Below are 14,135 nucleotides of genomic sequence, written 5' to 3'. Positions count from 1 at the left end.
GGGGCAGTCGCTATCAGGCTGCCTATCTTTATTGAAAGGAGAACCGAATGAATCCACTACATAATGGACTAAAAGGGAATCGTCCCCTTATTACGTTTTGTGCCTTCCTTATCCTTTCCTTCATTTATTTCATTTCAATTATCTTTACGAGTTTACCTGGAACATACGCGTGGTTTACCTCGGAAACGAGTGCATCGGGCACCATTCAAAATGCTACAACTGAAGACTTGCTGCAAATCGGTTCCTCGGAAATCACATACGGAGACGATTGCTACATAGAACATTCACTGTCTGTCAAAAATATATCGGATATGAGTACGAACGTAACGATTTTTCATCAAACCGGCAGCGGCGAGGAACAGATGATCAGTCAAAAACTGAAGCCTGGTGAATCCTTAAAAACCGCACCGGATGCCATCTCAGACCCAAGCGGTGGGTGTGAGGCAACGTCTGTGGACTACCACATCAAGGGATTTGTCAATTATGTGGATGAAACCTTTAGCGTAGCGGTGGATCCGGAGAAAATGATTCAACCGATCGTACCCCAACCAGAAGAAGCGAAAGTGGAAGAAAAGCCAGAGGAACAAGATGAAACAAAAGTAGAAGAAACGGAAAAGGCGGAACCTAAGGAGAAAGCGACTGATACCGAAGGAAAATCTCCTGTAATGGATGAAGAGGAAGAAGAAGCGAAGACGCCTGTTGTCAAAGAGCCCGAACAGGAGGAAAAGCCGGTATATACTCCTCAAGTAGAAGAAGATGCAAGCAGTAAGGCGCAGCCAGAAGAAAAGGTAATAGAAGAAGCCAATGAAGATAAGCAAGTTGAAGATGTGAAAGAAGAACAGTCGGAGCAAGCCAAAGCAATAGCTGGTGAATGAATGAAGATTAGTCCGGTCATATACTGACGGACTGATTTTTTGTTATATGGGTGAAAGTGTCACGTCTAAAGAAAAATCCACTCCCAAAACCAGGAAGTGGACCCATCTCAATGCTTTCTCCGTGCAAAGTCCACAAACCGGAACATGTCCAGCCGGTGGCGCGATTCTGTGTATTCAAACAGCGTTGCATCTTTTAAATGGACATAGTTCTTCACAACCACCACATGATCATATTCATTCAGGTCCAGGTACTCCCGGTCCTCATCCGTACACTCTTCCACAACGATTTCTTTTTTGGCAAAATCGATGGGTAATCGAAGTTCTCCTTCGAGATATTCATAGATGGAGTTCTCACATATTTCTTTTGTCAGCAGAGGGACTTGTTCTTTCAGGAAATAGGACTTGTCCAAGATGATCCTATCGCCGCCGATTTTGCGGGAGCGGACTACTTTCCAGATTTCAGCGTTCAGGGACGTCTCGAGTTGAGTAGCGATCCCATCATCGGCAGAGATCAATCCGAAGTCGTGGACGAATGTCTCAATCTGATCGCGTCCCATGGAGGTCTGCAGCTCCTTGAAGCTTACAAGGCCCGAAATCGGAAAGCTCATACGTGATACGTCTAGCACAAGAGAGCCTTTTCCACGCAGTTTTTGTATAAGTCCTTTTTGAGCCAGTAATGTAAGCGCTTTACGAATAGTCTCACGTGAAGTGGCATAGATCACCGTGAGCTCGTTTTCCGATGGCAGGATGGAATTGGCTGTATACGTGCCATTTTGTATTTTGTCAGAGAGATCCTCGAAGATTTGTTGGTATTTATTGCTTTTCGTCATAATATCACCTGCTATTATTTTACCATAATTAATAGGAAGAATGAGATTCAACTTGAGTGTTGCGAATATTTTCAATAGAATGGAGATAGTGCAAATTTTAGAAAAAGGGTGAAGAGCATTGTCGAAACAGCATTGGAAGAAAATCATGTTGGGAATTGGCATGAGCACATTATTATTGGGTGCTTGTGGGGCAGACGAAGAGAAGAAGGAAGACAAAGAAACGGCAAAGAAGACAGAAGAGGTCAGCCCGAAAGATGATCCTGCGACAGATGAGGCGGCATCCCTGACCCAAATGACGCAGATCGTGGAGGATGCAAGTGAACTGAAAGAAGCGGAAGGGATCCCGGAAGAAGAAAAAACGGCGATCGACGCTGCCTTTAATCAATATATCAATGCCTTTAACGAAGAAGATTTCGATTCATACATGAGTGTCATCTCGAAGACACCGGTGAACTTCAAGTACGAAGATGAAGAGCGCTATGTGAAGCAGATCTTTGATAGTGTCGATTCGAAGCGTACAGTGGATAATGTGAAGATCATCAACTATGCGGGCAAGAAAGCGGATGTCTATGCTGAGATCGAAGCAACAACGAAAGACCCGAACAGCGATAAGGAAGTGACCCGTTCAGGGAAGCAGGTAACCGTCTTCCATAAGAAAGAAGATGGATGGAAGGTTGCAGCGATTTTCTTCTTGGCCAGTGAGGGAGAAGAGGAAGCTTCGGAATAATGAAGAAAGGCTGTGCCCGGGCACAGCCTTTTATTTTTGATTCAATTGGTGGTAGAGGTTGAATAGTTCATCGAGTTCCTGGCTGAGTTTCACTGTTTTGGGATGTGAAAAGCCGTGGTATTGGGCAAGATATTTAAGTTCCAGTCGTTTTGATTCCATTTCATGAAGAAGATGTTGATCTTTTTCCGTGGCGTTCATTACAGGAACTCCTTTTTTCTTTATTATCCCATAAAAGTGTTTATATGTTAATCTGATTTTTTTTAGTTTACTTTTTGAAAAATCTAGAACGGACAACAAGTAAAAGGATGGCAAAACCATAGTTGACAACGGCAACGATAGTAAATGCAGGAAGCTGTTCTGGCATGGAAGTGCCGGTAAAGATGGCAGGGCTGATGATGGCCAATGGCATGGTTCCGCTGATGATTCCCATGATCGCAAATACAAGGAGTCCGGTCCGGATGATTTTTCTAAGGGATGAATTGTCTGAGAACATCGGTACACCTCCTAATAGGTATGTTCCTCACGGTCGGCTTCTTCACGGATTTTTTTATCTTCACCCGTCACATAACCGTTATGTAAAACTTCTTCGATCAGGTTCCTGTTAAAAAGGACATTGTAATCCGGCGAGATATTGCCTTCCGGGTAAGGAACCCCTATATAGTCGTATTGTTTATTCGTGCTTATTTGGATTTGATTGTAGCCATAGATCATGACCAATTTATCCACTTTAGACAGTTTGACCACCGTTCCAATAGGAAGAAGCTTAGTAGGATCCAGGCTTTCTACTTTTACTTTCTCTTCCTTTTTAGGTTCATCTGCAGTGGTCTGGCTACAGCCCAGTAAAGTGAGTGTGATACATGTTAGCATTAATAGAAATTTAATTTTCATCTTGGTTCCTTTCATTCTTCCTATTCTTCTTTATATCAGCTTCTTGGGGGGCTAGGGGAATCTTAAATCCCTTCTTTCTTAAAAAATTTAGAACGGACCACTAATGATGCTACACACGTTCCGTAAAAAAATAGTGCCATCATGGTCAAAGGAAGGCTTACATATGCCAGTTGATCTGTTGGAATTACCCATATGAGTAAAACGGAGAACATGACGGTTCCGCCTAGACCTATTAATATAGCATACAGTAATAATGCAAAGCGCACTGCTTTCTTAATGTTAAGTTTAGTTGTGTCCATGAAGTAAATATCACCTTTATACTATTTTTTACTTGCTCGTCCCCTGGCAGCCAGGATGTCTTCAAGATTCATTGATTTCTCCCATGCGCAGGATAATGTTTTGGTTCAAGGTCACCCTTCCTTTCTTTGTTCCTGCTCGATACGGGCACGTTCATAGGCGATACTCGTTTCGAGGGACTGGATCTCTGTCCGGAGTGAGGCGATTTTGTCTTCAATGGTACTGATGGCCGTATCCATTTGGTTATGAGATAGATCTTTATAGGAAAGCAACATATCTTCCCGGATTTCCGTGAAAGCGTTGGCTAATGTACCCTGCCAAGTAGTCGGGGTGAGGTCCGGTGCTGTAACGGATGATTGATGCTGAAGAAATTCACCTTGAAGGGCATTGAGGGTGGAGTGGGAATTCCTCAAGCGTACAATCTGCTCTCTTTTTTCATGGAGTTGGGAGGTTAAATATGATAAATAGGACAAGACTTTCATCCTCCTTTTAATAGTTAACGCACTCATTTATGGTATCAAATGGAAAAAGTGAGTGGGTATGGGCTATTTGTACTGAAATTGACTTCGTGACTTACATACCATATACCCATATTATGGGGATATAATCGTCTATACGAAAAAAGGCATTGCTCAAATGAACAATGCCTTATCTTCATTATTTTATTTCGTCAATCGGAACACAACAGATTCATATGGACGAAGAGAGATTTGAGAATACACATTCTTCGCATCCTCATAATTCGAAATCAGAACCTCACTCGACCAGCCTTTTACATCCACCTCATCAGGAAGTGTGAACTCCGTCTCGCGAGCATAGAAGTTATTCACTACAAGCAGCTTTTCACCGTCACCATTCCGCACATAGGCAAAAATATCAGGGTGATCTTCCAGGATCAGCTGGTAGTCACCGTCCACGATGATGTCGTATTCCTTGCGGAGTCGGTTCAACTTCTGGTAGTGATAGAAGACTGAGTTTTCGTCTTCCAGCGCCTGTTCCGCATTGATTTCCTGATAGTTCTTCGCCACAGGGATCCAAGGGGTGCCGCTCGTGAACCCGGCATTCTTGTCGCCGTTCCACTGCACCGGTGTCCGTGAATTGTCACGGGATTTATGTCGCAGGATCTCGAGGATCTCTTCTTCCGATTTTCCTTGTTCCTTCAATATATTGTACGTATTGAGGGACTCCACATCACGATACTCATCGATGCTTGTGAACTTCGGATTCGTCATTCCGAACTCTTCCCCCTGATAGATATAAGGGGTACCCTGCATCATATGGATCGTCGTCGCGAGCATCTTAGCCGATTCGTTACGGTACTCACTGTCATCACCGTAGCGGGACACAATCCGCGGCTGATCATGGTTGCACCAGAAGAGGGCGTTCCAACCGCCGCCTTTATGCATTTCACGCTGCCAGGTAGACAAGATTTCCTTCAACTTCAGGAAATCGAAGTCCGCGACCGACCATTTCTCCCCGTTCGGGTAATCCACTTTCAAGTGATGGAAATTGAACGTCATGCTGAGCTCATTGCGGTCCGGGTTTGAATACTTGATACAGTTGTCAATCGTAGTGGAAGACATTTCCCCGACGGTCATGATGTCGTATTGAGAGAAGACTTCCTTGTTCATTTCCTGCATATACTCATGGACCTTGGGACCGTCTGTGTAAAACTTCCGTCCGTCCCCGGGAGCGACCGAACCGTCATCATCAGGGAAGTCCTGATCTTTGGAGATGAGGTTGATGACGTCCAGACGGAAGCCGTCGACCTCTTTCTTCAGCCAGAAGTGCATCATGTCATACAATTTCTTTCGCACCTCATCGTTCTCCCAGTTCAAGTCTGCCTGAGTGACGTCAAAGAGGTGGAGGTAGTACTGACCCGTTTCCTCGTCATACTGCCACGCGTTACCGCCGAACTTCGACTGCCAGTTGGTCGGCTCGGATCCATCCTCCTTGCCGTCCTTCCAAATATAGAAATCACGGTACTCATTATCCTTCGACTTCCGGGACTCGATGAACCACTGATTCTCCGTCGACGTATGGTTGATCACGATGTCCATGATGATCTTGATTCCACGGGAGTGGGCTTCCTCAAGGAGCTCGTCGAAATCCTCCATCGTACCGTACTCTTCATGAATATTGAAATAGTCGCTAATATCATAGCCGTTGTCATTTTGAGGAGACTTATAAATCGGCGTGATCCACACCACATCAATCCCAAGCTCCTTCAAATAATCCAGCTTCGCCGTAATCCCCTTAATATCCCCAACGCCATTCCCAGACGTATCATAAAAACTCTTCGGATAAATCTGATACACAACCGACCTCTTCCACCAAGCCTGCTTCATACCACATGCACCATCCTTCTTATATTTTTGAGGGACGGACCTCAACTTTCTAGCTCATCCGCCTCATTTATTTGATGTCATCATTGTTCTAATGCGATTTGTTCTTTAAAGGTCTGCCTGTTTAGAGGGACGGACCTTCCATTCTTCGTCAGAAACCCTTATCTAATAGGAAAAGACGCTCCAAAACAAGCAGATTTGAAGGTCCGTCCCTCCCATGAAAAAGGGGACAAACATCCCCATCACTATCCCTTACAGGTAAGTGCTAAGAATTCATTTGTCCCCCTTAGTTTAACTTGTATATACAAGTTGTTGCAACTGTTTTCTCTCTATTGTTTATGCTGGTTCGTTTTTGCTGAATTTGGACCAGACGATTGTCAGTACGAACGGTACGACGATACAGATGGCCATTCCGATGAAGAATGGAATCCAGTATTCAGGAATGATCGATAGAAATCCAGGCAATCCACCTACACCGATGGAGAATGCTTTCGTTCCTGTCATCGCTAAGAGCACACCACCGATGGCAGAGCCGATCAAGGCACTGATGAACGGGTAGCGGTAGCGCAGGTTAACCCCGAACATCGCCGGTTCCGTAATTCCAAGATAAGCGGAGATGGCTGACGTACCAGCAAGGCCGCGAAGCTTTTCGTTTTCTTTTTTCGCTACCACCATCATGGCAAGCGCTGCTGAACCTTGTGCAATATTCGATAGTGCAAGAATTGGCCATAGGAATGTTCCACCTTCACTACCGACCAGCTGTAAGTCCACTGCAAGGAAAGTATGGTGCATCCCCGTGATAACCATGACGGCGTATAAACCACCATACAGGAGACCACCTAACCATGATACGTGATCGAACACCCACACGACGCTATCTGTCAGCATGTTACCAATAAAGAAGGTTACAGGGCCGATCAGGATGAAGGCGGCAAATCCGGTAATCAGAAGGGCCACCGGTGCCACGACTAAGAGCTTGATGGAGTCATGAACTCTCTTATCCAGGAACATTTCAATTTTCGCCAATAGATAGGAAGCGAATAGAATCGGGAGAACTTGTCCTTGATACCCGATCTTGTCGACTTCAAATCCGAACAAGTTCCATGTAGGAATCTTCTCTGCACTTGCATACGACCAAGCGTTCAGTAAGTCCGGATGAACGAGCATAAGACCTAATACGATACCGAGTAATGGACTTCCGCCGAAACGCTTGACCGCTGACCAACCAATCAACCCTGGCAGGAACACAAAGGCCGTGTTGGCAATCAAGTTAATGATTGAGGCAAAATCTGCCCACTGCTTATGAACATCGATGACCGATTTCTCATCATAGAAAATCCCCGGTCCGGTCAGAATATTATTCAGACCCATCAGCAAACCGGCCGTTACGATCGCCGGCAGGATAGGAATGAAGATATCCGCCAGTACCTTGATCGCGCGCTGCAGGGGATTCAGGTTCTGAGTCGCCGCATCCTTTACATCCTGCTTCGATGCATGCTCGATCCCTGTTTCCTCAGCCAAAATTTGATACGCTTTATTCACAAGACCTTGTCCAATGACAACCTGGAACTGACCGTTTGAAGAGAAGGAACCCTTCACCAGATCAATTGCCTCTAATCTTTCTTTATCAACCTTCTTCTCATCATTCAGCACCAGCCGTAGACGAGTCACACAGTGAGTGGCCGTACGGATATTATCCTTGCCGCCAATCGCTTCAATGATTTCGAGAACGTCTTCACGTTTCACGCTCATGAAATTCCCTCCCTTGGAATGGTGAAAGGTGGCAGGCACCCTTCATAAAAGCGTTGTACCCGCTTTCATTTCTATTAATGGATTCCCCTAAATAGTATGTGGAAAACGCTCTGAAAGATGCTTTTTGTCAAAACGCTTTCATTTTATTCGGGGTGTTGTATATACAAGATATACTCTTATTGTATTCATGTATATACAAGTTGTCAACGAAAAATTGTAGCCGTTTACATTTAAGTTGGTGATGATCATAAAAAAACCTTGAGGCAACTGAATGCCTCAAGGTTTAGTAGAGTCCTTAGAATGTTCTCCCGTTTGTAAGTATCCCAGTCCTCACACCAACAAAGAACTTGACCATTTCATTATTGTCCCACTTCACAACAAATTTGATCGCCTGTTCAGGGATATCATTTGGGATGTTTATTTTGTTGCCTGCTTCTTCTATTTCTTTGAAATCCTTCCCATCATGATAGTAAGCATAAATAGTGGGCTCACCCTCACTATTCTCAAATGAAAAATCGAGTGTAGCAGGTGAAGTCATCGTTATTTCCTTCACATTATTCACTTTTTCCTCAGGCAGGGGAAAGTGTTCTGTGCCATAGACACAACCTTCACCGTCTGAAGTCCAGCAATAGCTGCTCTTGATCGGAATCTCTTCTCCATCGAATGTCAGCGAAACCTCAGGTGAGCCTTTCTCATTGATCTGAGTTGAAGTTTGCCGGGTCAAGAAGCCTGTATAAAGAGAAGGGCCAATGTACAGTAAATAGACTGCTGCAGGGAGCAGGAAAATTCCTTTTATAAATCTGCCCCTTAGGTTTATTTTTTGATAAATAATTTCATCTACCACATAGAAAATAGTAGAAGCGAAGATCGGTACACCTGCATAGGGCATAGAAAAAAGAGGTGAGGCAAGACCAAACATATAGATGCTGACAAGCAGGGAAGGAAGAATGTGAATAATGAAGTTTACTATATGAGCATACTGCTTCATTTTCCTTGTGACCACTCCCGCAAGGAACGTCACGGGAATTCCGACCACAATCATTAATATCCCGCCTACTAAAGTATACGTTCCTACCGTCTGAAGATAAGATTCGAGAGGGAAAAGAATAGGTGTGAGCAATAGTACCAGAACAATTGAGAGAAAGATTACTTTTAATTTACTTTTTATCATGGAATCACCTTTAAGTTTGATACTAAAAGTATATCAACAGATAGAAGTAGATTCACTACTTCATTCAATATTTTTCCTATTTGTTCCTTGAGCAGTTTTCGACAGGTGTATCTACCAATTTCTAATATGACCAGGGATAAGTGTAAATTCAAGAATTGTCATTTGTTTAGTGGCAATTGGAATTAAACCCATAAAGTACCAAGTGCTATTATACTGGGGTTTCTTCCTGATATTTCTTCATATAAGAAAATAAGCCTATTAAAATATCAGTCTATTTCATAGATAATGGACAAGCACTAAAATTCGACACTATCTATGAAGAGGAGACATTTTTTTGAAGAAATCAATTATTGCCTTTACTGCTGCTGCACTAGTCTCGACAATGGCTGCCAATTCAACGGAAGCGGCTTCTTACCGCGTACAATCTGGTGATTCCCTTTCCGTGATTGCATATAAATATGATACATCCGTTTCAAACCTGAAAAACTGGAATAACCTGAACTCTGACTTGATCTATGTGAATCAAGTACTGGAAGTATCAGCTCCAAGCAGTTCTTCTGCCAAAACCTATACCGTCCAATCAGGTGACTATCTATCAAAAATCGGTGCCAAATACGATGTGTATGTTGCTGAACTGAAATCATGGAACAACCTGAGTAGTGATGTGATCTATCCCGGTCAAACGTTGATCGTTTCTTCTGGCGGAACAACAACGCCACCACCGTCTACGGGATCAAGTACCTATACAGTACAATCAGGGGACACCCTTTCCCATATCGCCATCCGTTATGACGTGAGCGTGTCATCCATCAAGTCATGGAACGGCTTAAGCTCAGATACTATTTACGTCGGCCAAAAGCTTTCCATTAATGGTTCATCTGACGGTGGAACTCAAACACCATCATCAAACGTCGTAGACATCGCGAAGAAATACGTAGGAACACCGTACGCATGGGGAGGCACATCACCATCCGGCTTCGACTGCAGCGGATTCATCTACTACGTCTTCAACCAGGCGGGACAATCAATTGCACGTACGAACACAGAAGGCTACTACAGCAAGTCATCCTTCGTATCCAGCCCGAAAGCAGGCGACCTTGTATTCTTCGAGAATACGTACAAAGCCGGCATCAGCCACATGGGAATCTACGTTGGAAACGGAGAATTCATCCACGCATCTGACAGCGGAGTGGTGGTTTCCAAGTTGAGCAATACGTATTGGAATCCTAAGTTTGTTGGGTATAAGAGATTTTAAGTTTGATTGGAGCGTCCTGCCTGTTTAGGGTAGGGCGTTTTTTATTAGATTGTGAAGATTATTCGACAGGGTGGCATGATTATTGGGAATACCGCATGAAAAATTCGTATCCCGCACGAAAGGCTCTTAGGCGGCACGATTATCTGCAATCCGGCATGATTCCCTTTAAAACTCGCATGATTCCTTCGCGACGAGGATCCAAATCGAGAGATCAGCCTCTCAAACGGCCCACAATCTCCATCCCGAACCCCAATCCCAGCTAAAACAGACAATCTAAAGAAGAAATTCGTTCAAAAAGAAGATCAAAAACCCAAAAATACACTGTTTTAAGAACCGGGCCTCTGCCTGTTCACGGAGAAGGGACTCTTGAGCCGGAAGGGCATAGGAGGAAGGACGCATAAAGAATATTCGACACGGCGGCATGATTATTTGAAATGTCGCATGAATAATCAGCATCGAGCATGAAAAACCCATAACCCGCACGGTTATCTCTAATCCGGCACGATCCCCCTCCAAACCCGCATGATTCTTCCACGACAAGGATCTACATAAAGAAACCAGCCTCCTAAACGGCCCACAATCTCCATCCCGAACCCCAATCCCAGCTAAAACAGACAATCTAAAGAAGAAATTCGTTCAAAAAGAAGATCAAAAACCCAAAAATACACTGTTTTAAGAACCGAGCCCCTGCCTGTTCACGGAGATGGGACTTGGTGCCGGAAGAGCTTAGTAGTAGGGACGGGTAAAGGAAATTCGACACCGCGACACGAATATTCCAAATCTCGCATAAATAATCAGCACCCCGCATGAAAAACCCTAATGCCGCACGATTATTCTAAATCCGGCATGATCCCTCTCAAATCCCGCATGATTCCTCTGCGACAAGGATCCACATAAAGAAACCAGCCTCTCAAACGGCCCACAAACCCCATCCCAAACCCCACTCCCAACTAAAACCAGACAATCCAAAACCAATTCCCCTCAAAAAGCAGGATTTTCCCAATAAAAGTAGAACTATTCTATAAACCAATCCCCAAAGGAGTGATCCCCCCTATGAATGTCAAAAAACGTACCCCGCCTCTCAAACTTCTTCAAACAGAAGCCTTACTGGATAGGCTGAAACCTCCAAACCATCCGAAGAGATCCCTCATTGAGAAGGATGTAAGGAAACGAAAAGCGGGTTACATAGGAGAGAAGTCGGTCGATTATCATTTGAGTTTTCTGACTGACAAAAAGTACATGATCTTCAATGATCTCAGGCTGCCCCTCGCACCAGACTATTTCCAGATTGATAGTCTCCTGGTCACGCCCTGTTACTCCCTGGCGATTGAAATCAAAAATATAGCCGGAACCGTGACCATTGATCCGGAATTCAATCAGCTTTCGCAAAACTTCAAGGGAATCGAAACAGGTTATCCCGACCCCATCGCACAGGCCAACCGCCAGAAACTATTCCTGCAGAAATGGTTCTTCAATAATAAACTCCCTTGTCCGCCGATTGAATTCCTCGTCGCTTTCAGTAACCCAGCTACGATCCTTAAAATGTCTCCAGGTCACAAAAGGATCCCTCCACACGACAAAATGATCCATGCCCAAAATCTCGTAAGTGAAATCAGTAAGATGAATACCCGGTTCACCCGTGAAATCATCGATGTTAAAAAAGTAAAAAGACTCCTCCTCAATCAGCACCAACCATCCTATTCGCCCATCCTGTTAACCTATCAACTGACAGAAGCCGATCTCATCAAAGGAGTCCAGTGTGAAAGGTGCTCCCACATCATGATAAGAAAAATGGGAACATGGCTTTGCCCAAACTGCGATTACGTATCCAGAACCGCGCATCTCAAAGCCATAGAAGACTACTTCCTCCTCATCAAACCTTTCATCACCAACCAAGAACTGAGAGATTTCCTTCAACTTTCATCTGCGAAAACCGCAGCAGAAATCCTGAAATCCCTTAACCTAAAACGGACCGGTTCTACCAAAGGAACTGTCTACACCAAAACCTTCGCATAAAAAAACCGCCCGGAATCCCATCCCGAACGGCCCATCATCATTTATAACTAAACACACCCTCAACCCCACGGTCATACTTCCAATACATCCATCCACCAAGCACCACACAAGGTGCCACAACCACGGCCATCCCCATGAAAGCCGTCCCGGGTGAGATGTCATACAAGAAGCCGCCGATAAACGTCAGAACAGCCGTGCTCAATCCCATTCCAAGGGAAGTGTACACACCCTGGGCTGCAGGAATATCCTTGCTCTCCAATTCTTCATAAATCAACCGCATAAATGCATAATGGGTCAGTCCGAAGGTTAGAGAATGAAAAAGTTGGGTAAAGATGAAGACAGGGGTGCTGGGGAAGAGGAACAACAAAGTCCAACGCGTCACAGCAGCCCCTGCTGCTATCATGAACATGACGGAAATGCTCTTTCCCTTCAGCAGCCGGTCTGAAAACGCAAAGAACAGGATTTCCGATAACACGGCAACATTTAAGATCACGCCGATATAAACAGCACTCACATCTAATTCCTTCAAATAAAGAACGCCATAATTATAATAAGAAGCATGTGCTCCCTGAATCAAGACGACGATCACCATCGCCCAGACAAACTTACGGGATTTCAGAAGTCTCCTATAAGAAAGCTTCTCCTGACCACGTGTCCCGCTCATGGACTGTGGCAATTTCGCGAGGGAAGAAAGCAAGATTACGACGATCCCGCCAAACAGAAGATAAATCACGGCCCCTTCGGTAAAGATCGATGTCAGAAATCCAACCGCAAGCAGTGCCGTCGTATACCCGATCGATCCCCAGGAACGGCTCCGGCCATAATCAATCCCATCTTCCTTCATCATCACAGCCGCCATGCTCTCCACCATCGGAAGCAGCATCGGATACACAAGGCTGAACAACACCATACACCCGATCACCATCCCGAATGAATCCATAGGCAGGAACAATAAGAGGGCAGCACCGGAAATCAATACTAACCATCTGGATAAACGTCCCAATGAAACTGTCTGGCTCAACTTCGGAAATACGAAGAAGCTCGAAAACGACCGTGCTATCATCCCCACAGCAATCACCGTACTCGCCGCCGAAATGGAGAAGTCCTTACTTTCCACCAACCACGCTGTCCAATAAGGAATGAAAATCCCCCATGTAAAAAATATCGCAAAGAACTGAAGTGACAACCACGACTGTTTCTTCAAATGTATCAGATCTCCCTTTATGTAATAATCGATAAACAATGGAATATTATACGGAATTCGGTTTCAAATGACAACCAACTTAGCGACCGTTTTTTCACCCTGGTAATAAAAGGATGGCTATTTTTGCGTTCTTGAAGGACTACGCAAGTGTAATCTAGAAGAAGTGTACATATAGAAATGGGTTCGAATACGAGGGGGAGATTGAATCGTGAGCAAGAAGACAGTCGGAATCATCATCGGAAGTGTATTATTGTTAACTGCTTTAGGCGTTTACATAGCTTTGGGTACTTTAAATATGGGGGGAGTGATTGGCGGATCAGACGAAGATGCAGATGTTGGTACCGTGGAACAAACGGCGGGGGTAGAAATGAGTGGCGATGGAGAGGATGGACAGAAAGTAAGTGAAGGTCGAAACCCTTTCGGTGAAGAAGTCAAAACCCCCTTAAGCGAAAAACTGATGCAGCAGTACATACATGCCATGAGCCACCAAAAGGTTGCGGCAAAAGAAAAGTGGTCATTCTTCCAAATTACGGATGAGCGGATTGAGTACCTGCTCAATCAATTAGAAATCAATCAGTATAAGCATGAAAGTACATACGAAGATATATTGAAGAGCTGGAAAGAGGGAGATTTCTCTGATGCCGTGAGTGATCATAACACGATTTGGCGGATTCAGGACGGGACCGTCGGAAAAGCGACCAGCCTGCTGTCACCTAAGGAAGAAGAAGCTTATATCAATAAGCAAAAGACGGAAAAAAGGTAAAAGAAGAGGCTA

Annotated in this window: 15 protein-coding genes; 5 read left to right on the top strand and 10 right to left on the bottom strand. The window is 44.5% G+C overall.

Translation table 11 applies throughout. The features are described 5' to 3' along the window. The first annotated feature begins 47 nt into the window (after positions 1–47). Entirely contained in the window at positions 48–875 is an 828-nt protein-coding gene (locus AM506_RS12350; protein ID WP_060672797.1) for a cell envelope integrity protein TolA, read from the top strand. A 107-nt stretch (positions 876–982) separates the two neighbouring features. Here the strand turns inward: AM506_RS12350 and treR are convergent, their stop codons facing one another. After that, positions 983–1,705, bottom strand: coding sequence for a trehalose operon repressor (gene treR / locus AM506_RS12345; protein WP_060672796.1), 723 nt, complete (start codon positions 1,703–1,705; stop codon positions 983–985). Between the two features lie 118 nt (positions 1,706–1,823). Here treR and AM506_RS12340 point away from each other — a divergent pair, with 118 nt between their 5' ends. After that, on the top strand, positions 1,824–2,432 hold the full coding sequence (locus AM506_RS12340; RefSeq protein ID WP_060672795.1) for a hypothetical protein: 609 nt from the start codon (positions 1,824–1,826) through the stop codon (positions 2,430–2,432). A gap of 30 nt (positions 2,433–2,462) precedes the next feature. Here AM506_RS12340 and AM506_RS22515 read toward each other — a convergent pair whose 3' ends face one another. The 8 genes from AM506_RS22515 to AM506_RS12305 all read right to left on the bottom strand — a co-directional run bounded on the left by AM506_RS22515 (position 2,463) and on the right by AM506_RS12305 (position 8,885). Then, entirely contained in the window at positions 2,463–2,630 is a 168-nt protein-coding gene (locus AM506_RS22515; RefSeq protein WP_152968596.1) for an aspartyl-phosphate phosphatase Spo0E family protein, read from the bottom strand. A gap of 67 nt (positions 2,631–2,697) precedes the next feature. Beyond that, a complete protein-coding gene (locus tag AM506_RS12335) occupies positions 2,698–2,925 on the bottom strand; it encodes a hypothetical protein (protein WP_060672794.1) in 228 nt (75 codons plus the stop codon). A gap of 11 nt (positions 2,926–2,936) precedes the next feature. Beyond that, complete coding sequence (locus AM506_RS12330; protein ID WP_235576101.1) at positions 2,937–3,335, bottom strand: DUF4176 domain-containing protein; 399 nt, start codon at positions 3,333–3,335, stop codon at positions 2,937–2,939. 47 nt (positions 3,336–3,382) lie between these two features. After that, a complete protein-coding gene (locus AM506_RS12325; protein ID WP_060672793.1) occupies positions 3,383–3,619 on the bottom strand; it encodes a hypothetical protein in 237 nt (78 codons plus the stop codon). Between the two features lie 111 nt (positions 3,620–3,730). Continuing rightward, complete coding sequence (locus AM506_RS12320) at positions 3,731–4,099, bottom strand: YwqH-like family protein (RefSeq protein ID WP_268788392.1); 369 nt, start codon at positions 4,097–4,099, stop codon at positions 3,731–3,733. A 180-nt stretch (positions 4,100–4,279) separates the two neighbouring features. Continuing rightward, positions 4,280–5,965 carry an alpha,alpha-phosphotrehalase gene (gene treC / locus AM506_RS12315; RefSeq protein ID WP_060672791.1) on the bottom strand — a complete coding sequence of 562 codons (1,686 nt, stop codon included), beginning with the start codon at positions 5,963–5,965 and terminating at the stop codon, positions 4,280–4,282. Positions 5,966–6,298: 333 nt separating this feature from the next. Then, complete coding sequence (gene treP, locus AM506_RS12310) at positions 6,299–7,714, bottom strand: PTS system trehalose-specific EIIBC component (protein WP_060672790.1); 1,416 nt, start codon at positions 7,712–7,714, stop codon at positions 6,299–6,301. A gap of 295 nt (positions 7,715–8,009) precedes the next feature. Beyond that, positions 8,010–8,885: a hypothetical protein gene (locus tag AM506_RS12305; protein ID WP_060672789.1), complete on the bottom strand. Its 876-nt coding sequence runs from the start codon at positions 8,883–8,885 to the stop codon at positions 8,010–8,012. A gap of 334 nt (positions 8,886–9,219) precedes the next feature. On the opposite strand from AM506_RS12305, the gene AM506_RS12300 reads away from it, so the two are divergent. Both AM506_RS12300 and AM506_RS12290 read left to right on the top strand, forming a co-directional pair. Continuing rightward, positions 9,220–10,140, top strand: a complete 921-nt coding sequence (locus AM506_RS12300; RefSeq protein ID WP_060672788.1) for a peptidoglycan endopeptidase — start codon at positions 9,220–9,222, stop codon at positions 10,138–10,140. Between the two features lie 1,053 nt (positions 10,141–11,193). Continuing rightward, the gene (locus tag AM506_RS12290; protein ID WP_060672786.1) at positions 11,194–12,156 is read left to right on the top strand and encodes a nuclease-related domain-containing protein; all 963 of its coding nucleotides are present in this window, start codon (positions 11,194–11,196) and stop codon (positions 12,154–12,156) included. Positions 12,157–12,193: 37 nt separating this feature from the next. Here AM506_RS12290 and AM506_RS12285 read toward each other — a convergent pair whose 3' ends face one another. Further along, positions 12,194–13,360, bottom strand: a complete 1,167-nt coding sequence (locus AM506_RS12285; protein ID WP_060672785.1) for a 3-phenylpropionate MFS transporter — start codon at positions 13,358–13,360, stop codon at positions 12,194–12,196. A 208-nt stretch (positions 13,361–13,568) separates the two neighbouring features. On the opposite strand from AM506_RS12285, the gene AM506_RS12280 reads away from it, so the two are divergent. Then, positions 13,569–14,123 (top strand): DUF6241 domain-containing protein, encoded by a 555-nt coding sequence (locus AM506_RS12280; protein WP_060672784.1) that lies wholly within the window; start codon positions 13,569–13,571, stop codon positions 14,121–14,123. Positions 14,124–14,135: the final 12 nt, after the last annotated feature.

This window comes from Rossellomorea vietnamensis, from assembly GCF_001305855.1.
GTDB classification, from domain to species: Bacteria; Bacillota; Bacilli; order Bacillales; family Bacillaceae_B; genus Rossellomorea; species Rossellomorea vietnamensis_A.
Note: the sequence above shows the minus strand (reverse complement) of the source record. Positions and strands in the feature narration are given on the sequence as shown.

What these genes read in the sequence shown, in the direction of transcription:
- AM506_RS22515 (WP_152968596.1), bottom strand. Translation starts at nt 2,630, where the DNA reads ATGAACGCCACGGAAAAAGATCAACATCTTCTTCATGAAATGGAATCA.
- treC (WP_060672791.1), bottom strand. Translation starts at nt 5,965, where the DNA reads ATGAAGCAGGCTTGGTGGAAGAGGTCGGTTGTGTATCAGATTTATCCG.
- AM506_RS12330 (WP_235576101.1), bottom strand. Translation starts at nt 3,335, where the DNA reads ATGAAAGGAACCAAGATGAAAATTAAATTTCTATTAATGCTAACATGT.
- AM506_RS12290 (WP_060672786.1), top strand. Translation starts at nt 11,194, where the DNA reads ATGAATGTCAAAAAACGTACCCCGCCTCTCAAACTTCTTCAAACAGAA.
- AM506_RS12320 (WP_268788392.1), bottom strand. Translation starts at nt 4,099, where the DNA reads ATGAAAGTCTTGTCCTATTTATCATATTTAACCTCCCAACTCCATGAA.
- AM506_RS12350 (WP_060672797.1), top strand. Translation starts at nt 48, where the DNA reads ATGAATCCACTACATAATGGACTAAAAGGGAATCGTCCCCTTATTACG.
- AM506_RS12305 (WP_060672789.1), bottom strand. Translation starts at nt 8,885, where the DNA reads ATGATAAAAAGTAAATTAAAAGTAATCTTTCTCTCAATTGTTCTGGTA.
- AM506_RS12325 (WP_060672793.1), bottom strand. Translation starts at nt 3,619, where the DNA reads ATGGACACAACTAAACTTAACATTAAGAAAGCAGTGCGCTTTGCATTA.
- treR (WP_060672796.1), bottom strand. Translation starts at nt 1,705, where the DNA reads ATGACGAAAAGCAATAAATACCAACAAATCTTCGAGGATCTCTCTGAC.
- AM506_RS12335 (WP_060672794.1), bottom strand. Translation starts at nt 2,925, where the DNA reads ATGTTCTCAGACAATTCATCCCTTAGAAAAATCATCCGGACCGGACTC.
- treP (WP_060672790.1), bottom strand. Translation starts at nt 7,714, where the DNA reads ATGAGCGTGAAACGTGAAGACGTTCTCGAAATCATTGAAGCGATTGGC.